Origin of the sequence: Flavobacterium aquidurense (assembly GCF_031458035.1) — a bacterium.
GTDB classification, from domain to species: Bacteria; Bacteroidota; Bacteroidia; order Flavobacteriales; family Flavobacteriaceae; genus Flavobacterium; species Flavobacterium aquidurense_C.
This window is the reverse complement of the sequence record NZ_JAVDXR010000003.1, coordinates 239,389-265,991: the sequence shown is the minus strand read 5'-3', so window position 1 is coordinate 265,991 and position 26,603 is coordinate 239,389. Positions and strand designations below refer to the sequence as shown.

Annotated in this window: 22 protein-coding genes; 9 read left to right on the top strand and 13 right to left on the bottom strand. The window is 34.3% G+C overall.

Going from position 1 to position 26,603, the window contains the following annotated elements:
• Positions 1–33: 33 nt before the first annotated feature.
• The 4 genes from J2X17_RS06625 to J2X17_RS06610 form a co-directional block, all read right to left on the bottom strand.
• Positions 34–612 carry a PhnA domain-containing protein gene (locus J2X17_RS06625; RefSeq protein WP_310295860.1) on the bottom strand — a complete coding sequence of 193 codons (579 nt, stop codon included), beginning with the start codon at positions 610–612 and terminating at the stop codon, positions 34–36.
• A gap of 85 nt (positions 613–697) precedes the next feature.
• A complete protein-coding gene (gene coaD / locus J2X17_RS06620) occupies positions 698–1,156 on the bottom strand; it encodes a pantetheine-phosphate adenylyltransferase (protein ID WP_310295859.1) in 459 nt (152 codons plus the stop codon).
• A gap of 102 nt (positions 1,157–1,258) precedes the next feature.
• Complete coding sequence (locus tag J2X17_RS06615) at positions 1,259–1,951, bottom strand: DUF421 domain-containing protein (protein ID WP_310295854.1); 693 nt, start codon at positions 1,949–1,951, stop codon at positions 1,259–1,261.
• Positions 1,952–2,146: 195 nt separating this feature from the next.
• Positions 2,147–3,118 carry a D-alanine--D-alanine ligase gene (locus tag J2X17_RS06610; protein WP_310295852.1) on the bottom strand — a complete coding sequence of 324 codons (972 nt, stop codon included), beginning with the start codon at positions 3,116–3,118 and terminating at the stop codon, positions 2,147–2,149.
• A gap of 336 nt (positions 3,119–3,454) precedes the next feature.
• Between J2X17_RS06610 and J2X17_RS06605 the strand changes: the two genes are divergently transcribed.
• Entirely contained in the window at positions 3,455–4,078 is a 624-nt protein-coding gene (locus tag J2X17_RS06605) for a PASTA domain-containing protein (RefSeq protein ID WP_310295850.1), read from the top strand.
• The gene (locus J2X17_RS06600; RefSeq protein ID WP_310295848.1) at positions 4,068–5,111 is read left to right on the top strand and encodes an RluA family pseudouridine synthase; all 1,044 of its coding nucleotides are present in this window, start codon (positions 4,068–4,070) and stop codon (positions 5,109–5,111) included. Before J2X17_RS06605 ends, J2X17_RS06600 begins: the two co-directional genes overlap by 11 nt.
• A 103-nt stretch (positions 5,112–5,214) precedes the next feature.
• On the opposite strand, the gene J2X17_RS06595 is transcribed toward J2X17_RS06600, so the two are convergent.
• The 5 genes from J2X17_RS06595 to J2X17_RS06575 form a co-directional block, all read right to left on the bottom strand.
• A complete protein-coding gene (locus J2X17_RS06595) occupies positions 5,215–6,456 on the bottom strand; it encodes an ATP-binding cassette domain-containing protein (protein WP_310295846.1) in 1,242 nt (413 codons plus the stop codon).
• Positions 6,457–6,600: 144 nt separating this feature from the next.
• Positions 6,601–7,455 (bottom strand): sulfurtransferase, encoded by an 855-nt coding sequence (locus tag J2X17_RS06590; RefSeq protein WP_310295844.1) that lies wholly within the window; start codon positions 7,453–7,455, stop codon positions 6,601–6,603.
• A gap of 11 nt (positions 7,456–7,466) precedes the next feature.
• On the bottom strand, positions 7,467–8,291 hold the full coding sequence (locus J2X17_RS06585) for a ThuA domain-containing protein (protein WP_310295842.1): 825 nt from the start codon (positions 8,289–8,291) through the stop codon (positions 7,467–7,469).
• A gap of 15 nt (positions 8,292–8,306) precedes the next feature.
• Positions 8,307–8,696: a DUF1398 domain-containing protein gene (locus J2X17_RS06580; protein WP_310295840.1), complete on the bottom strand. Its 390-nt coding sequence runs from the start codon at positions 8,694–8,696 to the stop codon at positions 8,307–8,309.
• 110 nt (positions 8,697–8,806) lie between these two features.
• Entirely contained in the window at positions 8,807–9,799 is a 993-nt protein-coding gene (locus J2X17_RS06575; protein WP_310295838.1) for an alpha/beta fold hydrolase, read from the bottom strand.
• A gap of 272 nt (positions 9,800–10,071) precedes the next feature.
• On the opposite strand from J2X17_RS06575, the gene J2X17_RS06570 reads away from it, so the two are divergent.
• The gene (locus J2X17_RS06570; RefSeq protein ID WP_310295836.1) at positions 10,072–10,764 is read left to right on the top strand and encodes a hypothetical protein; all 693 of its coding nucleotides are present in this window, start codon (positions 10,072–10,074) and stop codon (positions 10,762–10,764) included.
• Positions 10,765–10,888: 124 nt separating this feature from the next.
• Here J2X17_RS06570 and J2X17_RS06565 read toward each other — a convergent pair whose 3' ends face one another.
• The 4 genes from J2X17_RS06565 to J2X17_RS06550 all read right to left on the bottom strand — a co-directional run bounded on the left by J2X17_RS06565 (position 10,889) and on the right by J2X17_RS06550 (position 13,539).
• Positions 10,889–11,740, bottom strand: coding sequence for a mechanosensitive ion channel family protein (locus tag J2X17_RS06565; protein ID WP_310295834.1), 852 nt, complete (start codon positions 11,738–11,740; stop codon positions 10,889–10,891).
• 87 nt (positions 11,741–11,827) lie between these two features.
• A complete protein-coding gene (locus J2X17_RS06560; RefSeq protein WP_310295832.1) occupies positions 11,828–12,265 on the bottom strand; it encodes an acyl-CoA thioesterase in 438 nt (145 codons plus the stop codon).
• Between the two features lie 143 nt (positions 12,266–12,408).
• Positions 12,409–13,056, bottom strand: a complete 648-nt coding sequence (locus J2X17_RS06555) for a hypothetical protein (RefSeq protein WP_310295830.1) — start codon at positions 13,054–13,056, stop codon at positions 12,409–12,411.
• 15 nt (positions 13,057–13,071) lie between these two features.
• Positions 13,072–13,539: a hypothetical protein gene (locus tag J2X17_RS06550; protein WP_310295828.1), complete on the bottom strand. Its 468-nt coding sequence runs from the start codon at positions 13,537–13,539 to the stop codon at positions 13,072–13,074.
• Positions 13,540–13,894: 355 nt separating this feature from the next.
• Between J2X17_RS06550 and dnaK the strand changes: the two genes are divergently transcribed.
• The 6 genes from dnaK to J2X17_RS06520 all read left to right on the top strand — a co-directional run bounded on the left by dnaK (position 13,895) and on the right by J2X17_RS06520 (position 26,600).
• The gene (gene dnaK / locus J2X17_RS06545; protein ID WP_026982239.1) at positions 13,895–15,778 is read left to right on the top strand and encodes a molecular chaperone DnaK; all 1,884 of its coding nucleotides are present in this window, start codon (positions 13,895–13,897) and stop codon (positions 15,776–15,778) included.
• A 205-nt stretch (positions 15,779–15,983) separates the two neighbouring features.
• Positions 15,984–17,054 carry a magnesium/cobalt transporter CorA gene (gene corA, locus J2X17_RS06540; protein WP_310295826.1) on the top strand — a complete coding sequence of 357 codons (1,071 nt, stop codon included), beginning with the start codon at positions 15,984–15,986 and terminating at the stop codon, positions 17,052–17,054.
• A gap of 62 nt (positions 17,055–17,116) precedes the next feature.
• Positions 17,117–19,210 carry a phosphate acetyltransferase gene (gene pta, locus J2X17_RS06535; protein ID WP_310295824.1) on the top strand — a complete coding sequence of 698 codons (2,094 nt, stop codon included), beginning with the start codon at positions 17,117–17,119 and terminating at the stop codon, positions 19,208–19,210.
• Between the two features lie 97 nt (positions 19,211–19,307).
• Positions 19,308–20,492 (top strand): acetate/propionate family kinase, encoded by a 1,185-nt coding sequence (locus tag J2X17_RS06530; protein ID WP_310295822.1) that lies wholly within the window; start codon positions 19,308–19,310, stop codon positions 20,490–20,492.
• 101 nt (positions 20,493–20,593) lie between these two features.
• A complete protein-coding gene (locus tag J2X17_RS06525) occupies positions 20,594–23,338 on the top strand; it encodes a helix-turn-helix and ligand-binding sensor domain-containing protein (RefSeq protein ID WP_310295819.1) in 2,745 nt (914 codons plus the stop codon).
• Positions 23,339–23,582: 244 nt separating this feature from the next.
• Positions 23,583–26,600, top strand: a complete 3,018-nt coding sequence (locus tag J2X17_RS06520; protein WP_310295818.1) for a SusC/RagA family TonB-linked outer membrane protein — start codon at positions 23,583–23,585, stop codon at positions 26,598–26,600.
• Positions 26,601–26,603 lie beyond the last annotated feature (3 nt).

Below are 26,603 nucleotides of genomic sequence, written 5' to 3'. Positions count from 1 at the left end.
GTATCTTAGTTTCTTAGCACCTTTTAAAAAAAACTATATTTTCTTCACATACTGAGTAATAATCACAATTTGCTGACCATCAACTTTTCCTTCAATATATTCGGCATTTTCATGGTCTAAACGGATATTTCTTACTGCCGTTCCTTGTTTTGCCACCATGCTTGAACCTTTTACTTTTAAATCTTTGATTAAAACTACAGAATCTCCGTGTTCTAAAATCACGCCATTGCTGTCACGGTGAACCAGTTTGTTTTCATCATCTTCGCCTTCGCCGGTTGCTTGTGCCCATGCCAAGGTATCTTCGTCTAAATACATCATATCTAGTAATTCCTGAGGCCATCCTGCAGCACGCATACGGCTTAACATTCTCCAGGCTACGACTTGTACAGCAACGTTTTCATTCCACATACTGTCGTTAAGACATCTCCAGTGATTTAAATCAACGTTATCAGGGTTTTCAATTTGGTCAATACAAGTACTGCAAGCTAAAATACTTTCGTCAAGTCCGCCTTTTTTGGTTGGCAATACCTGATATACTTTTAGGTTTTCTTCCGCGCCACAAAGTTCACATTTAGATCCGCTTCGTTTGTTCAATTCTCTTTCGATGCTCATTATTTCTGTTTATTTAAAATGCGAAATTACTTATAATTGCTTTCGCTTGCAAGTTTATGTGTTGAGTGGTTATTTTTATTGCTCATTATTTCTTAACCCTAACAGCATCCGGAACCAGCATTTCATATTCGCCGCCATTTCGCAATACATCACGAACAATACTTGAACTGATATAGGAAGTTCTTGCCGCAGTTAATAAAAAGACAGTTTCAATTTTAGAAAGGCGTCTGTTTGTATGAGCTATAGCTTTTTCAAATTCGAAATCGGCTGGATTTCTAAGACCTCTTAAAATAAATTGAGCTTTCAGTTTATGGCACAAATCAATCGTTAAACCTTCATAAGTTATAACGGTTACTTTAGGCTCATTTTTGAAAGTTTCTTCGATAAATCGTTTTCTTTCTTCAAGTGAAAACATATATTTTTTTTCGGCATTTACTCCAATAGCAATTACAATTTCATCAAAAAGGGAAATTCCTCTTTTGATAATGTCTTCGTGACCTAGTGTAATTGGGTCAAATGATCCTGGAAATATGGCTTTTCGCATTTTTTTTCTTTTAGAGGTTCAAAGCTGCAAAGGCACAAAGGTGCAAAGGCTTTTTTTATTTTGTTAGTGGAATTTGGAATTTTTTATCATTGGAATTTATTTTTACGTTATTCTCACTGTTTTTATAGCCGGAACCCATTCATCTTTCTGACACACTTCACATGTAGCCGTTCCTGGTTTTTGTTCTTCGGTATGTCCGCAAAAAGTGCAGGCATGAATGCCGTCGTTTAGTATGAATTTGCTTTTGTCGTTAAATAAGCCGGGTAAAATCGGTAAGCCATATTTAACCTCCTTATCTTCATAGAAAAACACGCTGATTTCTCCACTGGTTTCTATAAAAGCATGTTTTATCTGTCCTAAATGCTCAATAGATTTTATGCGAAGTTCTGAGAAAAATTCGTCCTGTGCCAAACTTTCTTTTTTAAAAGTTGATACAGAAAATTTGCCATTCTGAATTAGGCATTCTGTTTTGCCTTCGATGAATTCTTCAAACTTTTTGCTTTTTCCTGTCAGCCACGTTACTGATCGATATAAAATGATGATTACTGTAAAAACGATTGCTGCCGGAATAATTCCCACGTCTTCATAAAACATAGGATCGCCGGCTGCAGAACCTAATGCAATGATAATTACAGTCTCAAAAATAGATAATTGTTTTACACCTCGTTTTCCTGCCAATTTTAAAGTCAGCAATAAAATGATAAACATGACAGTGGAACGAAATACAACTTCTAAGGCAAAATTTGCCGGTAAATCATTGTAAAATAATCTATTCCATTCGAAGATTTCTTTCATTTTTTCTAAGGTACTGAGGTTCTGAGTTGCTAAGGTTCTAAGGTTTTTTAAAAAGGTTCAAAGCGGCAAAGGTTCAAAGGGACAATTTTTTTTTTTTTGAGTTTTATTGTCATTCCAATTTTATTGGAATGACAATATTGTCTGGTTTTAAAATCTTAATGCCTTAGCATCTCAGAATCTTAGAACCTATTTTGGCTACGCCAATGCCAGCTCGATTGCGTTTGTGAACAAATCTTCCAAAGAAATTCCGGCTGCTTTGGCTTGTTGCGGAATCAAACTTTCGGTGGTTAGACCTGGGATTGTGTTCATTTCAAGCATGTATGGTTCGTTGTCTACGATGATGAATTCGCTTCTTGAGAAACCTTTCATTTTTAAGACTTCGTATGCTCGTTTGGCAGTTTCTCCAACTTTTTTTGTCAGTTCATCTGAGATTCTTGCCGGAGTGATTTCTTGTGATTTTCCTTCGTATTTGGCTTCGTAATCGAAGAAGTCATTGTCTGAAACAATTTCTGTGATTGGCAATACTTTAATCTCTCCTTTATAATTGATTACGCCAACAGAAACTTCAGTCCCGTCAAGGAAACTTTCGATGATGATTTCGTTGTCTTCTTTATAAGCTACTTCAATGGCGATTGGTAATTCGGCTTCCGATTTTACTTTTGAAATTCCGAAACTAGAACCTGCTTTATTTGGTTTTACAAAACAAGGCAAACCTACTTTTTTAACGATTTCGGCAGTGTCAATTTTATCACCTTTGTTTAGGTAATAAGAAATCGCGGTTTTGATTCCGTATGGCTTTAAAACTGATAATAAATCACGTTTGTTGAAAGTAAGTGCCGATTGGTAATAATCGCAAGAAGACTGCGGAATTCCAAGTAATTCAAAATAAGCCTGCATTAATCCGTCTTCGCCCGGAGTTCCGTGAATGGCATTGAAAACACAGTCAAAAGTAATTTTTTGTCCGTTTACAGTTACAGAGAAATCGTTTTTATCAATTGGAAATTCAGTGTCATTTTCGTCTACATAAACCCATTTTTCTTTAAAAATATGAATACGGAATCCGTTGTATTTTGTTTTGTCAAGATATTGGTGAACGACGTTTCCTGAGATAAGAGAAATTTTATATTCGCTTGAATATCCGCCCATGATAATGGCTATGTTTTTCATTGATTTGATGTTTAATCGTTTATTTGTGTATTTGTTTAATCGAAATTTTGTTTAATTTGATTTGTTAAATCGTTTAATCGGAATGTTGTTTTGAAACCGAGTGTCCTAGCCCTGATGGGAGCGACATCCTTTTATGGTGGTCCCGAAGCTTCTGGACACCATAAAAGATATAGCGGACAGCAGGAAACAGCTCCTTAAAAACAACCTTCTCCCGTCCCGAAGCTTCGGGATCGGGACGATCAGTATGACAATCACGCGACTTTCTTCCTTAAAACAAAATTATCATTTTTTTTGAAACGAAATAGCTTTATCTTTGCCACTAATAAAAATAAATTTATGAGTTTACGTAAGTATTTAACAAGCCGCGTGTTTTTTTTGCAAGTATTAGCTGCGGCAGCTATTATTGCTGTTTTAGGGTATTTGTTTATGCATTGGTTGACTTTTACAACTGATCACGGTCATGAAATTGCTGTTCCGAATTTATCTAAACTGACTGAAGAGCAGGTGGAAGAAAAATTGGATGAATTAGACTTAGATTACGTGCTTCTTGATAGTGTTGATTACCGAAGTGAATACCCAAAATACAGTGTTGTTGAGCAAGATCCGTTGCCGGGAACGAAAGTAAAAGTGGGAAGAAAAATATATATTAAAATTAATGCCTCAGGATTTTCGTCTGTTAAAATTCCAGACTTAATAGAGAAAACATATCGTGAAGCAGTTCCAACTTTGAAGGCTTTAGGTCTTGAGGCTGGAACAATCACTTATATTCCGAATCTTGGAAAAGATATGGTTTTGGAGATGCGTTACAAAGGAAGAAATGTGAAAGCGGGAGACCGTGTGCTGAAAGCATCTAAAATCGACTTGGTTTTAGGAGATGGAAAAGCAACTTATGTAGATGATAGCCAGGCCGCAGACAGTTTAGCGTCGCCTGAGACAGAAACCCCAAAAGATGAACAATAATATTGAAAATTTAGATCTGGAAGACGAATTATTCGAACATTTCAGATTTGAAGTCCCTAAAGGTCAGGCGTTTTTGCGTATTGACAAATATTTAATGAATTTGATTCAGAATGCGACGCGAAATAAGATTCAGAATGCCGCTACTGAAGGAAACATTTTTGTAAATGATATTCCGGTAAAATCAAATTATAAAGTAAAACCGTTTGATGTCGTGACAGTTATGTTATCGCATCCGCCGTTTGAAAATCATATTCTTCCGGAAGATCTTCCGTTGAATATTGTTTATGAAGACGACGCGCTTCTACTGATTAACAAAGAACCGGGAATGGTGGTACACCCAGGTCACGGAAATTATACCGGAACTTTGGTAAATGCTTTGGCACATCATTTTGATAATTTGCCAATGAACAGCAGTGAACGCCCAGGTTTGGTTCATAGAATTGACAAAGATACATCCGGACTTTTGGTGGTTGCCAAAACGGAAGCTGCGATGACACATTTAGCAAAACAATTTGAGGCTAAAACATCTGAGCGTGAATATATTGCCCTTGTATGGGGAAATGTTGCTGAGGAAGCAGGAACTATCGAAGGAAATCTTGCCAGACACTTAAAAGACCGTATGCAAATGGCTGTTTTTGCTGATCCTGAGATTGGAAAACCTGCAATTACGCATTATAAAGTTTTGGAGCGTTTTGGATATGTAACTTTGATTTCTTGTAAATTAGAAACCGGAAGAACGCACCAGATTCGTGCGCACATGAAACACATTGGGCATCCGTTGTTTAATGATGAGCGTTACGGTGGTCATTTGATTTTGAAAGGAACTACGTTTACCAAATACAAGCAGTTTATTGAGAATTGTTTTAAAGCATTGCCACGTCAGGCGCTACATGCCAAGACACTTGGTTTCGTGCATCCGACAACGGGCGAAATGATGCGTTTTGATACTGAATTGCCGCAGGATTTTCAGGATTGTATTGAGAAATGGCGTAATTATGTGAAGTCTCACAATACGGAAGAAGAAGAGAATTAATTAGATAATTTGTCAATTAGAAAATTAGATAATTTTTATACAGAACACAAATTCCACTAATTTACACGAATATTAATCTGTGTAAATTAGTGGAATTTGTGTTTTAATTTAACTCCGAGTGGTATTTTATTTTGCCGATTGATCCTGTTGGTGTTGGCAATAATTCAAAAACTGAAGTAGGAGCGAGGCCTTGTTCTATACGATGGGAAACGTATAAAATACTAACGTTTGTTTCTTGTTTGATGGTGTTGATTAACTGAATTACCAAATCTACATTTTCGTCGTCAAGACCTTCTACAGGTTCGTCCAGGATTAATAATGGCGGATGTTTTAAAACGGCACGAACAATCAGCGCGACTCTTTGCTGACCGATGGAAAGATCAATGAAACGTTTTTTTCTTAAACTTGTCATTTCGATTACTTCAAGCCATTGGGTAACAATTTGTTTTTGGTGCGTGGTTGGCTCGATATAAAGTCCGATGGAATCAAAAAAACCGGAAAGAATCATTTCTTCCAAAGTATGCCCTTTTTGAAATAAATCGGTCATGGAAGTAGCGAATATTCCGATTTGCTTTTTAATGTCCCAAACGCTTTCTCCGCTTCCTTTTTTTCTTCCAAATAGAAATAAATCCTGTCCAAAACCTTTTGGATTATCGCCTGTTATCAATGACAAAATGGTGCTTTTTCCTGAACCATTCGGACCAATTAACTGCCAGAATTCACCTTGTTTGATTGTCCATGAAATGTTGTCTACAATTTTTCGTTCGTCGTAGCTTACTGAAACTTTGTCCATTTTGATTAATACACTTTCGTGAAAGGTGTGTGGCTCAATCGCTTTTGGAATCGCAGCTGTATTTAGGGTTTTAAAATGATTTTCGGTTTTTAAAATCGGATGTAATTCAAATGAATTGTCTTTGATTTGTGCTTTATTCGGAACAAATTCCAAAACATCAGAAACTCGGTTTACCAGTTGAATAATCGCAATTGTGTCAGTTAATTTTTCTAGTGATTGTGCCAATATCACTCGCGAAGCCTGATCTAAATGATCGAAAGGATTATCAAAAATGATAAAATCAGGTTTTTGACTGATGCAGTATTTTAAAAATTCTTTTTTGCGCTCTCCGGAAGAAAAGGTTCTTAATTGACGATGGGATTCCGGAGAAGCTTCTACAATGTCATATTGATACTCTTTTTCGATGAATTTCTCAATGGCAATATCTGAAAACAAAATTCCTTTTTGTGAATTAAAAACGGCTAATTCTCCTTTGGCTTCTCTAGAAAGTAAAGTATCTATAAAAGCTTTTTTGTTTACCTGATTCGATAAAAGTATATCCCAATGCTGCATTTTAAAATTTTTAATTAAGTGGACATAGATTAATGATTTTCTTTTTGCCACAGATTTCACAGATTTGAATGATTAATCTTTTGAATCAGTGATATCTGTGGCATATAAATTTTAAATTATCTACGTCATAAATGTTTTTTTTATTTATTCTCTTTCTTTTGTAAACATCTCACGGTCGTTTCGCGACCATTCACTCCAGGATCCTACGTATAGTTTTGGAATTTCAATTCCGGCGTAATCCATTGCTAGTAATGTATGACAGGCTGTTACGCCAGAACCGCAATGTATAATCACGTTTTCCGGATTTGTATCGCCTAAAACGGCATTATATTTTTCTTTTAAAGTTGCAGCAGCTTTATAAAATCCGTCTTCATTTAAATTTTCGCTGAAAGGAACATTAATTGCTCCCGGAATATGTCCTGCAATTAAATCTAAAGGTTCCGTAAGTCCGTCAAAACGATTTTTATCTCTCACATCGATTACAATGTTTTCGTTGTTGTTTCGGGCTTTTTCAACTTCTTCAATATCGGCGACTGCCAATTTCCATTGAGAAACTTTATAATCCGTTGATTCAAAATTTTCGGTTGCTGAACTTTTTGGAAAACCAGTTTTTATCGCCGCTTGCAAGCCGCCATTTAAAACCTGTACTTTTTCGTGACCAATAGATCTTAACATCCACCAAAATCTTGAAGCAGCATTTGATGCGTTTTTATCATCGTAAATAATGACGTGGCTATTAGGTGAAATGCCGAGCTTAGAAAGTACCGCTGAGAATTTTTCTAATGATGGTAACGGATGTCTTCCTCCATTTGCAGGATCAGATGCAACAATGGCCAAATCCTGATTCAAATCAATATAACGGGCATTTTTTAAGTGTTCTTTCTGATAATTTTCTTGGGCATTTACTCCGGCTCTGGCATCGATTAAAATAACTTCGGAAGAATCCTGCAATTGTAATAATTCTTCAGGATTTATAATAGGTGAAAGTTTATTTGACATTTTGAAATAATTTATTTTTTTGAATTTCCGAATAAAAGCAAAGCATTGATAATTAGTTGGTTTTGCGCTTTGTTTTCAAAAGTATAGGAAAGAGTTTTATTCGTTCCGTGTTCATAATCAATATCGTTGTGGCCCATATTTATATACAGCATTTTGTAGTTTTTATTCGTCCAAACAACAGGATAATAACCGTTATGCCAAATTTCATGGGCTTTTGGACCAGTTCCTAGCGGAAAACTGCTTTCGTCGATTGCCAATAGAATTTTGATGTCAGGATTTTTCCTTAAATCATTCTCCCATCGGTACCATTCGTTTGGTTGTGATGAAAAAGTTTTAGGAAGATTCTTGGTTATGGGATCCTGATTTTCAACTCTTAAAACTGCCGAAGTCGGTCGCCAGGTGTTACTTCCGTATTCACCCGAACCCAAGAAAGCATTATGATACCAATTCCAGTTTTGAGGATAATCGGAATCGTTTAAAGCAAATGCCGAAAAGTGAAAACCAATCCATGCGCCGCCTTTTTCCATGTATTTTTGAAATGCCTCGTGCTGACTTGGAGTTTCCGGTCTTGTATCTAAAAATAAAACTACTTGATATTGTGCTAAAAACTTCGCATTCAGATTGTCCCAATTGCTGGTTGAATCATATACAAAATGATTTTCTTCGGCTATTTTTGGAAACCATTTATTGGCTTCATGAACAAAACTAATATGTGCCTGATCATTTTTGGCAGTATAAAAAGCAATGACTTTAAATTTTGAATTTGCTTTCTTAGACTGTGAAAATCCTAAAAAGCAAATCGAAAAAAGTACAAGCAGTATATATTTTTTAGACATGAAACTTTTATTGAATTAGCCTGGAATTTTTTCGATCAATATTTCGTTGTCTGCCAAGTCATAATAAGTGCAGGTCATTTCGATAATATCAACACGCCATTTTGCGATACCGCATTGTCCGCAATGAGTGCAGAACGTGATATAGTCAGTTTCTCCATGCTGATGTTTCACTAGAAATTCTATAAAAAGTTCTTTATTAGGAAACGCTGCAATACTTATCGGACTGTATTTTTCATCTGATGTTACATTGTAATTGTTCACACCATAATACTCAACATGTCCGTCATGCACAAAAGTGTCGTATCCTTTTACTCCGAGAATAATTAAATCCTGAATATAATTTGGAAAATCAGCACCGCTTTTTACTTTAGAATGTGCCTCTTTTATTTGTTCGATTGTAAACATATTGTTTTAGTTTTTAGATTAATAAGTAAAGTTTTTCGCCACGGATTCACGAATTTTATTCATAAACGAATTCAATATATTTCGTAAATTCGTGGCGAAAAAAAATAAAATTATTGTTTCAAAAATACAATTAATGGTTTTATAAATTGATCAAAAGATTCAATATGAGGTAAATGTCCTGTATTTGGCACTTCGACTAATTTAGAATTCGGAATCGCTTTTTGTGTTTTTTTGCCCAATTCAGCATAGTTTCCCATTGTTTTTCTGACTTCTTCGGAAACGAGATTTTTCCCTAAGGCTGTTTTATCTCTTGTTCCGATGATTAAAAGTGTCGGACTTTTGATGTCTTTAAATTCATATAAAACTGGCTGTGTAAAAATCATGTCGTATATGAGAGCTGAGTTCCAGGCAACGCGATCATAGTCGGGAGCAGAAGTCCAGCCGGCACTCAGTTCAGCCCATTTTTGGTAATCGGCATTCCACTTTCCATCATAATAATTCTCCATCTGATACTTTTTGATGGCTTGGTAATTTTGTTTCATTTCCGATTCAAACCACCAATCAACAGGTTTGTAGGGAACAACTAATTTCCAGTCTTCTAAGCCAATCGGATTTTCCAAAACTAATTTTTCGGTAGTTTCAGGATACATCAAAGCAAATCTTGAGGCCAGCATTCCACCCATTGAATGTCCAAGTATAGTAGCTTTTCCGATTCCCAAATGATCTAATAGTTTTTTGGTATTCTCAGCCAATTGCTGAAAAGTGTATTGAAAATTATCTGGTTTTGATGATTTTCCGAAACCAATCTGATCTGGAACAATAACCCGGAAACCTTCTTTTGTTAAGGCTCTAATAGTGGTTTCCCAGTAAGCGCCATTGAAGTTTTTGCCATGAAGCAGGACAATATTCTTGTTATTATAGTTTTCAGGAAGTACATCCATATAATACATTCTTAAATATTGACGCTGAATACTCAATTCTAAGAAATTTACAGGAAATGGATATTCATAGTTCGATAAATCGATATCCAAAGTTTTGATGTTTCTTTCTTGCGAAAAAACAAGAAAGGGAAGCAGCAGGAATAAAAGTTTAAGCGTTTTCATTTAAAATCAATTTGGATTAACAACTATAAAATTACCGTTAACGATTTTGAAATGCAAAATTTATGGTCTTAAAGTTATCAGAAAAAAACAAATTGAAAAGGAAAATGGCGCTTTCGTTTAATTCTTTTATTGAATTTAAATCAGTTTTAAACGCTTGATTATTAAAATATTGCATTTTAACGAGTAATGGTGTACTTCAAAGGACTTCTTTTATTAACAAGAAAATTGTCTGTAATTTAGAGTTAGAATGTTGTCAGCTAAAAATTGGTAATATGAAAAAAACAATACTTTTTATACTGTTCGCAGTCCCCGCATTTGCCCAGGAAATCAACTCATTTGATTTAGCCGTTATAAACTCTACATTAATATCAGCAAATATCGATCTTGATAAAGGCCGGAGCGTCGTCGCGGCCAATGAAGATCAGTATTCGGCCTATTTTCAGTATGCATTTGATATGTGTGATGAGGATATAATTTTTGGTGCCGGAATCGATAAATCGGAAATTGATCGAACCTATATTGGTTACATCGGAAAAATATGTGACAAGTTCAGGGCTACGATTGGCTTTGGTTATCTGGAATCGAGAAGTGGTTATGACGGAACTTTTACCGGTTTCAGTATTTCCTACCATTTTTCAGAAAACACCTATATTGGAGGAAATCTTGAAAATCTGCATTCGACAAGTGTCGATTATGAAACCGATGAAAGTTTTGATTACTATAAAAAACTAGTTCCGAAAGTTTTTGGAAGTTATGAGATTATCCCGCATGTCATAGCTTTCGGGCAATTGAGCAGCAGAGTCAATGATATTGCTTTAAAATATCAAATTGAACGCTTTTCGGCCGGAGGATTTTATTCAGGACATAGTGTTGGAGGTATTTTTGGAACCGTAAATGTCGGACGATTTGCAATTTCCTGCAGTACGACTTTTGATAAAGTTAACTTTGGCTTGAAGTTTGAGTAAAAATGGCACACAGATTTTTGCAGATTAAATGGATTATAAAGGATTTTTTTTGTGTATTTGTGACAGCAGTCAAAGAAAGTATATGAAATTTTATGTGTAATTTTTTTATTTGATTCGTAGATTATTAACAGTCGGTTTTGTCTTTTTTCAGCGTTACAACTCGTTGCGGATAGGGAATATCAATATCTGCTTCGTCAAAACGTTTTTTAATGCTTTGCAGTAAATCGCAATACATTACAAAACCATCAGTTGAATTTTTTGCCCATGCCCATGCCTTTAAAGTTACGCTTGAATCTGCAAGTGCTACAACGCGCGCCACGACTAATGGTGTTTTTTGTTTCTTGGTTTCAGCAGTTCTGGTATCAATAAAAAGAGGATGTTTGGCAATTTCATCTTTCATAATTTCCAAAGCTTTTTCGACATCAGAATCATAACCAATTCCGATTTCGATTATTTTACAACATTTCGTGTCCAGCATATTAGTATTGACAATAATTTGATTGCTGATAACTGAATTTGGAATGATAATTCTATTGTTTTCGGCATCTTTCAAAACAACTTGTCTTAAATTGATGTCTTCTACAGTACCAACAAAATTATTGATGGTGATTTTATCATTAATTCGGAAGGGTTTAAAAACAACCAGAAAAATTCCGCTCACAATATTACTTAAAGCCTGTTGCGATGCAAGACCTGCAACGAGCGAAATCACTCCGGCCCCTGCCAGGAAAGAATGTCCGATAATTTTGAACTCAGGAATTTGTATTAAAGCAAACGCAATACCAAGAATGTAAATTACGGTAATGATCAAATGTTTTAAAAACTTGAATCCTGTTGCGTCATAATCTTTATTAGTCTGTCTTCGGTACAAAACGTAACGAAGTACTTTATCGGTAATGGCACCAAGAATGATAGTTGTTATAGCAATCACACCAATGAAAATACCAATTCGAAAGTCGTTTAAGTAATCAATCATACGTTTTAATTTTAAAAAAAAATCCAAAAAACAATCTAAAGATATGTTTTTTGGATTTCACAAAGTTACGACAAATGAAGTTTGTTTTTATAATCCTACAAAATCATCACTTTTAGGAAAAATACTCAATGCTTCAATCGCAATTTCAGGCGTTGGATTAGCCAATTTACGGAGTTTAGTATCCATCCAGGCACCATCAACAGTAATGGTAGCGCAAAGTGTGTCATCTTCTCTTCTAAATTCGTGGATAATCGACCAGCGTGAAGCATCAGATTTCATTTTAGATGTTTTGGTATGGATGAATATCTTATCTGAAAGTTTTAATTCTTTTCTAAAAACACATTCTTCTCGAAATAAAACCGGACCAAAACCTTGTGTCTGCATTACTCTCAACGTTAACCCAAGTTCTTCAAGGATTTCGATACGGTGCTGTGCGCCAAAATCGTAATAAGCACTATGACGAACGTGAAAATTAGGGTCAAGATCAGACCAGCGAAAAGAAATTTCTTTAATAAATGAAGCCATTTTTATTGTATTTTAATTTATTTGAATTGTTTTTTAGGAGATCATTTTCTCTGGAATAACAATCATTTTTTAGAAAATCGAAATTACGAATAAAAAAGGAATTCAATATTAGAAAATATTAATTTATTATGCATGCATATAAATTAATACCCTTTATCAGAATAAATATTGAAATTTTGAAATGAAACTTCGCCAAAATCCTTAACCGTTTTTAACCTGTCAACATCTGGTATTAAAGCTTCGGCTTTTGGGTCTGAGCTTGGATTGAGCTTATAGTTGATATAATGATCTTTATACAAATACCAATTATTTTTAGTTTTGTTGAATTTGAAGGTAATAATTTCTTCCCAGTGATGTCCGCCCGAAATACCATGTTCGATTGAAAAATAACCGTTTTTAATTGCAATTCCGGTAAACGGATCTCCAAAAACGCCACCACAATCAATACAATAAACGGCATCCTCATTTTTGAAAACTAATGTAAAGCTTCCGTTTTCCTGACCCAATAAAATTAATAAAGGTCTTTTGTCGGGTTTATGATCATTATAATTTGAAGTTGTTTCTTCGGTTTTTTTGTGCAAAACCAAAATACAATCTTCGAACTTATCGAGATTTAAATCGCCTTTTTTAAGCGTAATTGCTTCATATCCTTTTGGAATAAACGATAGAATATTTTTGTCAATATTTTGAACCGTTTCATTAAAAGTTTCGTGTTTTTTAAATGTTGTCTTTTGTTGGCAAAAGGCAACGTTTAAATTTAAAAATAGAAGAATAAGCAGCGTGTTTTTCATTTTTGTTTGATGTTTTTATATACTTTCCAGATTGTCCCACTCGTATTCGATTTTATTTAGTTTTATGTAGTATGGGATTAGTAATAAGATTTCGAGTCTGAATTCGAAATGAGAGTTTTGAGATATAAAAGGAATAACAAACATTGCAGCAATACAAATTACAATTCCAAGAATAGCATCTATCTTTCCCATCATAATTGCATTTTCTTTTTCAAACCAAAGAGAATATGCAGCAAAAGCTTTGAATGTCATAATTAGAATGATGAAGATTCCGGTTCCCGAGAGAGCAGTGTTACTTGAAAAACCGTAAAGCATTAGATTAACATTATCAGAAAAAAAGCTGGTTGGAATGGTTACAATACCACATATTCCCATGAACATAAAAATCCAACAAAAAGTTTTTATCCACCACGGTAAAAGTTTTCTTCTAATAATTAAGGGTTTTTCAAATTCGTCAAATTGGCTGTGTAATTCTTGGTTCATGCTTTGGCTTATGTTTTGGTTTTAGAACGAAGATAAAAAAAAATCGAGAAACCGGGTGCCCTGGCCCTGATAGCAGCGGTATCCTTTTGTGGTGGTCCCGAAGCATCGGGACCACCACAAAAGATATAACGGATAGCAGGAAACAGCTCCTGATGATGACAACAAAACTCCTGATAATGACACGTAAAGTGCTGATATGCCACGTCTGTCAGGTTTTAAAAATGTCATGTTGTCAGATGATTTTTAGTGTGCCGACATGAAAACTGACAATTTACTTTAGTTTTTTATATTGGCACAGAGATTGACTTATGCCACCTGAGTTATAAAATGTATATCAAAATTAAATATATAAAAAATGGGTAAAATAATCGGAATTGACTTAGGTACGACGAACTCTTGTGTTTCTGTAATGGAAGGTAACGAAGCAGTTGTTATTCCTAACGCAGAAGGAAAAAGAACAACTCCATCTATCATCGCTTTTGTTGAAGGTGGCGAAATTAAAGTAGGTGATCCTGCAAAAAGACAAGCAGTAACTAATCCAACAAAGACTATTGCTTCTATCAAACGATTTATGGGACATTCTTTTGCTGAAATCACTGAGGAAGCAAAAAGAGTACCTTATTCAGTAGTAAAAGGGGATAACAATACTCCACGTGTGGATATTGATGGTCGTTTATATACTGCACAAGAATTGTCAGCTATGACACTTCAAAAAATGAAAAAAACTGCTGAAGACTATTTAGGTCAAACAGTTACTGAAGCAGTTATTACTGTTCCTGCTTACTTTAACGATGCACAACGTCAAGCTACTAAAGAAGCTGGTGAAATTGCTGGTCTTAAAGTTATGCGTATCATCAACGAGCCAACTGCTGCTGCACTTGCTTATGGATTAGATAAAAAAGGAACTGATCAAAAAATTGCTGTTTACGATTTAGGTGGAGGTACTTTTGATATCTCTGTTCTTGAATTAGGAGACGGAGTTTTCGAAGTATTGTCTACTGATGGAGACACTCACTTAGGAGGAGATGATTTTGACCATACAATTATTGACTGGTTAGCTGACGAATTTAAAGCTGAAGAAGGTATCGATTTGCGTCTTGACCCAATGTCATTGCAACGTATCAAAGAAGCTGCTGAGAAAGCTAAAATTGAATTGTCATCTTCTGCAGAAACTGAAATCAACTTACCTTATGTAACTGCTACAGCTTCTGGACCAAAACACTTAGTTAAAAAATTAACTAGAGCTCAATTTGAAAAATTAACTGATTCATTAGTAAAACGTTCTATGGCACCAGTTGCTAAAGCGTTGAAAAATGCAGGTTTATCTGTTTCTGATATTGACGAAGTTATCTTGGTTGGTGGTTCTACTCGTATTCCAAGAATTGTTGAAGAAGTTGAAAAATTCTTTGGTAAAAAAGCGTCTAAAGGAGTTAACCCTGATGAAGTTGTTGCAATTGGAGCAGCTATTCAAGGTGGAGTTCTTTCTGGAGATGTAAAAGATGTATTGTTACTTGACGTTACACCTTTATCTTTAGGTATCGAAACTATGGGTGGTGTTATGACTATCTTAATTGAGGCTAACACAACTATCCCAACTAAAAAATCTCAAGTTTTCTCTACTGCTTCTGATTCTCAACCATCTGTTGAACTACACGTTCTTCAAGGTGCAAGAGCTATGGCTGTAGATAATAAAACTATCGGTCGTTTCCACTTAGATGGTATTCCACCAGCACCAAGAGGAGTTCCTCAAATCGAGGTTGCTTTTGACATCGATGCTAATGGTATCATCAAAGTAACTGCTACTGATAAAGGAACTGGTAAATCTCACGATATTCGTATCGAAGCTTCTTCTGGATTAACTTCTGAAGAAATCGAAAGAATGAAGCAAGATGCTGAAGCTAACGCTGAGTCTGACAAAATTGCAAGAGAAAGAGCTGAAAAAATAAATGAAGCTGACAGTACTATCTTCCAAACTGAAACTCAATTGAAAGAGTTAGGAGATAAGATTGCTGACGATCACAAAACTGCAATCGAGTTTGCTTTGACTGAATTAAGATTTGCTCACCAATCTCAAGATCTTGAGGCTATCCAAAAAGGATTAGACAATGTGAACGCTGCATGGAAAACTGCAACTGAAGCTATGTATGCTCAAGGTGATCAAGGTCAACAAGCAGCTCCACAACAAGAGCAATCGCAAGGTGACAATGTTGAAGACGTTGAATTCGAAGAAGTAAAATAATTCTTCTTTGTAAAGACGCACTGCTGTGCGCCTCTACCATATAAAATGAAAACCGGACTAGAAATAGTCCGGTTTTTTTATGGACTAAATTTATGATTTTCATTGTAGAGACGCACTGCTGTGCGTCTCTTTTCTTTTACAAAATGACAAATGTCATTTCCTGTTCGGAAACTTTTTTGTAATATTACTATATAAATCATTTTGAATGAGAAAGATAAAATACAAAAAAGGACGTAAACTGCAACATACTAGTTTAGAGTATACTGGTTCACATAAAGATCTCAAAACAGAAATGCAGCTTTTTGTATATGATGATAATTCTATTATCGAATATGAAAAATTTTCAGTTCACGCATTAAATACTTGTATTGATTATACTAAAAACAACTGGCTAAATATTCACGGATTAAATAATATCGACTTAATACAAACTATCGGAACACATTTTAGTCTGGATGATTTTTTATTGGCGGATATTTTAAACACAACCAAAAGAACGAAGTTAGAAGAGCAAAAAGATATTTTGTTCTTTAATATAAAATCACTTTTGCCTTCAGAATATTCAGATGGAATAAAAGTAGAGCAATTAAGTTTTATTTTAAAAGACGGAATCTTAATTTCTTTTCAGGAAAAACGAAGCGATTTTTTTACTCATATTCGAGAGCGTCTTCGCACTCATGCGGGAATTGTAAGAACTAAAAAAGTAGATTATTTGCTTTATTTATTATTAGATGCCGTAATGGAGAATTTTTATATTACGATTGAAGATGAAGAAGAAAAGATTGAAGAGTTAATCAATTTAACCAAGAAAGGTGCTGATCCTGTTATATTAGAAAGAATTGAAAATCATCGTGATAATTTTAATTTTTTAAAACGTTCTATCATTCCGCTTCGGGATTCCTTGTATTATTTGAAAACGATTAAAGATGATGATAATTATAACGGAATTCAAAAGGATACTTTTAACTTCTTTATCAGATTGCATCAAAAATGTTTAGAGCTTTTAGAGCAGATTGATTCTGATATGAGTTCTTTAGAAAGTGCTTCAAATTTCTATTTTTCAGAACAAAGCCGGAAAATGAATGAAATCATGAAAACGCTGACAATTATATCGGCAATATTTATTCCGCTAACTTTTATTGTTGGGGTGTACGGAATGAATTTCGAAAATATGCCAGAACTTCGATATAAATATGGTTATCATACCGTAATGATCGGCATGGCTTTACTCGTGATCGCCTTAATTATTTATTTCAAAAGGAGGCGTTGGTTTTAAAGGTTTTACATTTATAAATTACGATTTAAAAGTACATTGTTAAGATATCAAAATAAAAAATTATGAGTAAAGCAATATACATTGCCACAAGTGATCAGAATAGCGGAAAATCAATTATAACGTTAGGTGTGATGAGTATTTTGATTGGTAAAACGGCTAAAGTGGGTTATTTCAGGCCCATCGTAGAAGATTTTGTTGATGGAGAATTGGACAATCATATTGAGACTGTGCTTTCACATTTTAATCTTGATATGAAGTTTGAAGATGCTTACGCCATCACCAAAAGTAAATTAATCAAGAAAAAAAATAACGGAAAAATAGGCGAGGTTTTAGATTTAATAATCGAAAAATATAAAAAACTCGAAGAGCGTTTTGATTTTGTTTTGGTTGAAGGCACCAGTTTTACCGGAGAAGGAACTTCCATTGAATTAGATACGAATGTCCTAATTGCAAAAAATCTCGGAATACCGACTGTAATTGTTGGTTCAGGAGTTGGTAAAACATTAGACGAATTGGTTGATAGCTTGTATTTGGTTTACGATTCTTTTAAGGTAAAAGAAGTAGAGGTCTTATCGGTTTTTGCCAATAAAGTACAGCCGGAAAATATAGAATTGGTCACAAAAGGTTTGCAGAAAAGTCTGCCAGCGAATGTTTTAGTAAACACAATCCCTATAATTTCAAGTTTGAATAACCCAACAATGCAGGAAATTGTCAATGAACTTGATGCAAAAGTATTGTTTGGAGGCGCTTATTTAAACAATGAAATTGGACATTACAGTGTAGGAGCGATGCAATTGCATAATTATTTGGTTCATTTGCAGGATAATGCTTTGGTAATTACACCAGGCGACCGTTCGGATATTATTCTGGGGGCTTTACAAGCCAATGAATCGGCTAATTATCCAACAATTTCTGGAATTATTTTAACCGGAAATATTATTCCGGAGCAAAGTATCTTAAAATTAATCGAAGGACTTTCTGCCATTGTTCCGATTATTTCTGTTGATGGAGGAACTTATAATATTACAAACAAAATTGGCTCTATAAAATCAAAAATTTACGCCAATAACACCCATAAAATTGAGACGTCGATTAATACTTTTGAAAAATATGTCGCAATTGATGCATTGTCTGAAAGAGTAATCACTTTTGAAGCAGAAGGAATGACGCCAAAAATGTTTCAGTACAACATGGTAAAAAGAGCCAGACAGCATCGTAAACACATCGTTTTGCCGGAAGGAACTGATGAACGAATTATTATCGCAGCGTCAAGATTATTAGCAATGGATGTTGTTGATATTTCGATGATTGGCGATAAAAAACAAATTGAAAGTAAAGTTTCTGAACTCGGCATTACATTTGATTTTTCAAAAATAAAAATCATTAATCCAAGTGAATCGGAGTTTTATGAAGATTATGTAAACACCTATTACGAACTTCGTAAAGCTAAGAATGTTACGCTTCCGATGGCAAGAGATTTAATGGAAGACGTTTCCTATTTCGGAACAATGATGGTGTATAAGGGTCATGCTGACGGAATGGTTTCGGGAGCGGCACACACAACGCAACACACCATTTTACCTGCATTGCAGTTCATTAAAACTAAACCTAATTCATCAGTAGTCTCCTCTGTATTTTTCATGTGTCTGGAAGACAGGGTTTCGGTTTTTGGAGATTGTGCCATTAATCCGAATCCAACGGCAGAGCAATTGGCAGAAATTGCTATTTCATCAGCAGATTCAAGTTCTGCTTTTGGGATTGAGCCTAAAATTGCCATGCTTTCGTATTCTTCAGGTACTTCAGGAAAAGGGGATGAAGTAGAGAAAGTAAGAACGGCTACCGAAATCGTAAAACAAAAACGTCCGGATTTAAAAATAGAAGGGCCAATTCAGTATGACGCCGCTGTGGACCGTGCTGTTGGCAAAAGCAAAATGCCTGATTCTGAAGTAGCAGGGCAGGCGAGTGTACTTATTTTCCCGGATTTAAATACAGGAAATAATACTTACAAAGCCGTTCAGCGAGAAACCGGGGCTTTAGCTATTGGTCCAATGTTACAAGGTTTAAACAAACCCGTAAACGATTTAAGCCGAGGCTGTACAGTCGATGATATTATTAACACAGTTGTAATTACAGCAATTCAGGCACAGGGACTTTAAATCAATTAAAAATTGAGAATTAAAAATTAAACTTTAAGTCTTTTTTAAAAAAAAACTTAGAACCTTAGAGACTTAGCACCTTAGAACCTTAAAAGAAATGAAAATACTAATTATAAACTCAGGAAGTTCATCTATAAAATATCAATTAATGGTTATGCCGGAAAACGAAGTAATTTGTTCCGGTATGATTGACAGAATTGGTTTAGAAACCTCTAATGTCACGTTTAAAACGGCATCAAATTCACATGAGGAATTATTGCCAATTCCGAATCATAAAGTAGGATTGCAAAAAGTAGCCAATATGCTTTTGGATACTGAAAAAGGCGTAATCAAATCGACTTCTGAAATAGCAGCAGTCGGGCATCGTGTGGTGCATGGAGGAAGTGATTTTAGCGCTACCGTAAAAATTGACGAAAAAGTAAAAGCAAAAATCAAACAGCTTTTTGAATTAGCGCCATTGCATAATCCTGCGAATTTAGAAGGGATTAATGTTGCTGAAGAGATTTTTAGCTCCGCTGAACAGATTGCGGTTTTTGATACTGCTTTTCATCAGACAATGCCGGAAGTAGCTTATAAATATGCTATTCCGAATTATCTTTTAACAGAAAATAAAGTCCGTGTGTATGGTTTTCATGGTACCAGCCATAAATATGTTTCTGAAAAAGCCATTAATTTTTTGGAACATAATTCTAAAATAATCACCATTCATTTAGGAAATGGTTGCAGTATGGCTGCTATTAAAGATGGAAAATGTATTGATACTACAATGGGATTTTCACCATCAAATGGTTTGATTATGGGTACGCGTTCCGGAGATATTGACCAGTCGGTAGTTTTTTATATGATTAAGAATTTAGGATATTCTCCGGATGAAGTAAATTCAGTTTTATTGAAACAAAGTGGTATGCTTGGACTTACAGGATACAGCGATTTACGCGATATTGAAGCCGAAGCTGAGAAAGGCAATAAAGATTGTCAATTGGCTTTATTAATGAATGCTTATCGTATTAAAAAGTTTATAGGTTCATACGCAGCAGCTTTAAATGGTTTAGATGCCATTGTTTTTACCGCCGGAATTGGCGAAAACTCTTCTTACATGCGCAAATTGGTGTGTACGGGTATGGAGTATTTCGGTATTGAATTAGATGATGAAAAGAATCTTATTCGTTCTAAATCTGTTAGGGAAATCAATAGAGAAAATTCAAAAGCTAAAGTTTTGGTAGTGCCAACAGATGAAGAATATGAAATTGCAAATCAGGTTTATCAATTACTTCATAACTAAGTTGAATCTATTTATTATAAAAAAAGCTCCTCCATCGAGGAGCTTTTTTACTTATTTAAATTCAATATTTGTCATTATCTTTGGATATAAAACCACATATTTTGAAATCGATACTTCTAAAATCATTTTTTTTCTTTTTCATCGCTTCTCAAATTCAAGCACAAGAATTACTTCCATTTGTTGAAAATTATAATAAATCAAATTATCAGGGGGACAATCAAATCTGGAATGTTGCTCAGGGAAAGGATAATGCCATGTATTTTGCCAATAATCATTATTTATTGCGATACGATGGTGTAAAATGGGAAAAATACACTTTACCCAATAAAACGATTATCCGTTCAATTTTGATTGAAGGGGATAGAATTTACTCTGGTTCTTACAAAGAATTTGGTTATTGGTACAGAAAAGAAGGCAAAATGCATTATGTGTCGATTACCAAAAAACTGCGCTTATTTGATGAAAAAGACAATGAGGAAATCTGGAAAATTTTCAGGTACAATGGCTCTTTGTATTTTCAGTCCTTTAATGATGTTTTTATTTATAATGGAAAACACATTCAAAAAATCAAATTTCCTTTTCTAATTTCATATTGCTTTGTAGTCGGTCAAAATCTTTATGTTGCCTCTGTGGAAAAAGGGATTTTCAAAATGAATGGTTCTCATATCGCCAATCCAAAAGGCTGGAATGTTCTTAAAAACTGTGTAGTTCATGCTATCGAAAAATATAAAGGCAAGACTTATATCTTTACACATAAAAATGGTGTTTTTATTGTAGAATCCAATGGTTTAAGAGCTTGGGATAGTCCGTTGAACGAAACATTAAAAGCAGGAACTATTAACGTAGCCAGGTTTACAAAAAACAACAAGTTAATTGTAGGAAGTGGAAATCGAGGTGTTTTTGTTTACGATTTAACTACGAATATCTATAAGAATATTGACCGGAAAAATGTTTTGATGAACAACTCTATTTTAAGTATCGGGTTTGATAAAGAAAACGATTTATGGCTTGGTCTGGATAATGGAATTGCTCATGTTGAAATAAATTCTCCCATATCAATCTTTTATGATAATTCGGGTATTTTAGGATCTGTTTATTCGGTGGCAACCATAAATAACGGGTACTTAATAGCCACTAATCATGGTGTTTTTGAATTTGATTCAGGGAAATTCAATATGATGCCCAATACACAAGGTCAGGCATGGAACATCACAGAAATTAACAATAAATATGTAATTGGTCATAATGATGGTACATTTTCTTATGAAAATGGTTCATTGGCAAAAATAAATAATATCAATGGTGGGTGGAATTTATCCAAAAGCGCTATCAATAATACTTATTTCCAGTCGACATACAGCGGGATTTTAGTTTATGATAATCCTTCAGATTTATCTCAAAAAAAAGTTATCAAAGATCTTTCTAAACCTATAAAATATGTAGCTCAGAACAAAAAGAATGAAATTTGGGCAGCAGACAACTATCGTGGTTTATATCGTGTCATATTCGATGATAATTATAAAACGAAAAAGGTTGAAAACATTACGCAGCAAAGTAAAATTAAAAATGATTTTGGTGTAAAGATTTTCGAGTTCAGAAATGAAATTTTGTTTTTAATAAATAATACATGGTACACTTACAATTCAATCGTGAATAAACTTGAAGAAAATGAACTGTTTAATGAGAATTTTAAAAATGTAACAGACATTGTTGGTATTGATGAAAATCATTTTATGGTCCTCCAAAGCGGAATTTTGTACCACATATATGCACATGGAAATAAGTTTTTGTGGAATATTATTCAGGAGAAATATTATAAAGGAAAATTGATCAATGATAATTTGAGAATCTTTAAGGCTGAAAATAATTATTTGCTTAATCTTGATGATGGCTTTATTTCACTTAAATTAAAATATGTAAACAAGCAGAATTCTGATGTTAAAATTGAAGCATTTAACGATGAAAATATTGTGCCGAATGATTCTAAAATTAAATACAATACAGAATTAAAAGTAAATGTAATTTCTGGTATTTATGGCGCAAGTAAACCGAATTTATTTTATAAACTTACCCATAACAAAGACTATATTCCAATTTCGGATGGATTAATCGTACTCAATAATTTGAGCAGTGGCTATCATACCATAACTGTTTATAAACATGATGGTGCGACGTATGAAAAAGTAACAGACTTTGATTTTAAAGTTGCAAGACCCTGGTATCTTTCAATTTGGATGATATTACTGTATTTACTGATAATTGGTGCGGTTTTATTTTTCTATTACAAATGGAACAAACTTCGCTATATGCAAAAATTAAAACTGCAGGCAGAAGAATTAAAGCATCAGAGGGAAATTCTTGAAATGGAATTAAAAGCGGAGAACGAATTGAACATACAGGAATATGAAAAACACATTCTGGAACTGGAATTACAAACCAAATCATCTGAAGTGGCAGGTAAATCTTTATCTATTGCCAAACAAAGTGAAATGATCGAGAACATTCAAACCATTTTAGACTCTGAAAGTGATTTTAATAAGCTGAAAAGCGAAATTAAAAAAGCAATAAAAATAAATGAGGTGAATAAACATGAATGGGAGATTTTTGAAACCAATCTAAATCAGATTCACAACGAATTTATTATTAACCTTTCGAAGAAATTTCCAAACCTAACTCCAAAGGATATAAAACTCTGCGTTTACCTTAAAATGAATCTTTCATCGAAGGAAATTGCACCAATGATGAACATCTCTTTTAGAGGTGTAGAACTTCACAGATATCGTTTAAGAAAGAAATTAAACCTGACCCAAGATGAAAACCTGTCTAAATTTTTATTAAGTCTTTAAGTTTTGAGTTTGTTTATTGATGATATTATATTTTTTCACCCTATTTTTTATATAATTCTAATACATCATTACTACATCATAACGATATGTTAACAAAAAAGTTTTAACATTTATTGCATTGATTTTCAGTAGAATATACTTGTATTTTAACATAATGATGTAGCTATGTAGGGGTGGTATTTGATGTACTACAACGTTGTAATTGTTTAATTTGGCTCTACTAACTTAAACGATTACGAACTGTATGAAAAATTTTATTTTTAGCTTTTTAGCTCTCTTATTGCTTCCGGCATATATGTCAGGACAGGCAATTAAAGGAAAAGTAGTAGACAGTAGCGGAATGGGAGTTCCAGGAGCAGTAATTAGTGCTGCGAATTCCAAAACTTCTGCTGATGCTGATTTCGACGGAAATTTTACAATTAATGCCAAAGAAGGTGAGATTTTAAAAATTTCGATGCTGGGTTTTAATGCTGTTTCTGTACCTGCAACCACGGCGCCAATGACGATTACCTTAAAGGAATCTGAAGATACAGCCTTAAAAGAAGTTGTTGTAATTGGATACGGAACAAGAAAGAAAGTTGATAATACAACAGCTATCAGCTCGATTAAAGCTGAAGAAATTACTAAAACGAAGGTACTGAATGCGTCGCAGGCCATTCAGGGTAAAGCGGCTGGGGTACAGGTGATTTCATCTGATTTACCAGGAAGTACACCTTCTGTTGTAATTAGGGGTTTAGGAACTGCATTAGGAGGTCGAACTCCTTTATATGTAGTTGATGGAATGCAGACTGAGAATATCAATAATATTAATACGAACGATATTACTTCTTATGATATTCTGAAAGATGCTTCGGCGTTGGCTATTTATGGTACAAGAGCGGCAAATGGGGTTATCATAATTACCACTAAAAAGGGTAAAGCAGATAACAAAGTTGCTGTAGAAATAGAGAGCTTCGCTGGTGTAAGAGAGCCTCTTAAAAAGGTGAAAATGGCGGGTAGTAACAAATATTCACATTATACAAATGTGGCTTTGCAAAATACTACTTTCTCACAAGACCAGCCAGTTAATACAGATTGGTTTGATGAAATTACAAGAAGCGGATCGTATACACAAAATAACGTTTCTGTTTCTGGTGGTGGCGAAACTGTAAAGTATTTTTTCAGTTTAGGAAACTACGAAGAAAAAGCAATTTTAAACGGACTATCTTATGGCCGTACTACTTTTAGAAATAATAATGAGTATAAAATTTCTAAAAAACTGACTTTAAATCAAAACTTCAGTTTTACTTCTACAAAATCTACTCCTAAGCCATTAGGCGCTTTTACAAATGCTTACAAACAATCGCCAATAGTTCCTGTTCGTTTTTCTGACGGTAAATATGGAGTTCCAAGAGTTGGGCCAGATGGTTTTGCAAGCCAAACGGGATCTGCGTTTAACAATGTTGGAAATCCGGTTGCTCAACTTGATTTTTATGATGAACAACAAAAAAGCATTACATTACAGGGTGGGTTGAAATTAGATTATGAAATTCTGGAATCGTTAAAATTCACTTCTCAATATAATGGTGAATACTATACTTGGAATCAATATAATTTCGACGATACTAAAAATATCTGGCTGGCAGCGAATCCTAATAAAGTTGCAGACGATTATGATAAAGAATTCCCAAATGCCAACATTAATTTATTGACAAAAGGAAGAGAAGAATATTACAACTGGAACTTAGCCAACTATTTGACATTTAATAAAGTGTTTTCTGAGATTCACGATCTTGAAGTTGTAGCAGGTATCGAAACAAGTGTTAAAGGTTCTCGCCAAAAGCTTACCATCAAACGAAAAAATGTAAACCCTAATGAAAATTACTGGGCATTAAAAGACGTAGAATATGCTGCAAATGTAACGAGCTACAAAGATGAAGTTTTTAATGAAGTAAAACTGGCATCATATTTAGGTCGTTTTCAATACAAATTAATGGACAGATATTTAGTTACCGGAACTGTAAGACGTGATGGATCTTCGAATTTTGGTAAAGATTATCGTTGGGGTACTTTTCCTGCATTTGGTGTGGGATGGGTTATTTCTAAAGAAGACTTTTTGGCCGATTCAAAAACGATTAATTTCTTAAAATTAAGAGGAGGATGGGGTGAATTAGGAAATCAAAATGTACCATTAAACAGAGCAAGTTATACCTCTGGTCAAAATGCTTATTTGGGAGGTTCTATTTTGAATGAAGGAACAACAATTAACTCTCAAATTGATCCAAGTTTATCCTGGGAGGTTACAAAAGAGACTTCTATTGGTTTAGATTTCGAATTATTAGCCAATAGATTAAAAGGAACTTTTGATATATATGACAGAAATACAAGCAATATCATTTTAAATACAAAACCTTATTCTACATCAGGAATCACAACTTTTTCTCCAGCACATGTGGGTGAAGTTTCAAATAAAGGTTATGAAATTTCATTGCGTTGGGATGATAAAGTGGGTGAGAATTTCAGCTATTTCATTGGAGGAAACTTCTCAAACAATCAAAATGAACTTACTGGTTTGAAAAATGTTATTTTATCTCCATTAATTGGTGGAGGATTGGGTAACGGTCAGGATACTAAATTGTTAGACAATACTACAATTGGTCAGCCATTAGGAAGTTTCTATATTTATGAGTACGCTGGTTTTGATCCTGCAAATGGTCAAATGCTATATTATAACGCTGCGGGTGCTAAAGTAACTCAGGATGCTTTAAGCGCAACTACTGATAAAAAATATGTTGGTTCAAGTTTGCCAAAATCTAATTACGGAGTATCATTAGGATTTAATTATAAAAACTTTGATTTCTCTGTAGATGGCTACGGAACAAGCGGTGCAAAAGTCTATAATGGTAAAAAAGCACAACGTTTTTCAGGAGAAAACATCGAAGATACTCTTGCCAATGATTTTTGGACACCTAATAATCTGACAGCTTCAAATCCAGCACCATTCAATCAGGTTCCGGTTGCTTCGACTTATTATTTAGAATCAGGAGATTTCTTTAGAATAAACAACATTACATTAGGATACAAACTGCCCTTGCAGAATACTAATTTCATTAATTCCTGCAGAATTTACGTAAATGCTATAAACCCATTTATTACACAAAAATTCTCAGGATTCTCTCCGGAATTAAACGGTGACGGAAATCCTTACGGAACTCAGGGAGTAGAGCTTGATGCTTACCCAACTTTGAGATCATTTGTAATGGGAGTTAACTTAAAATTTTAAAAT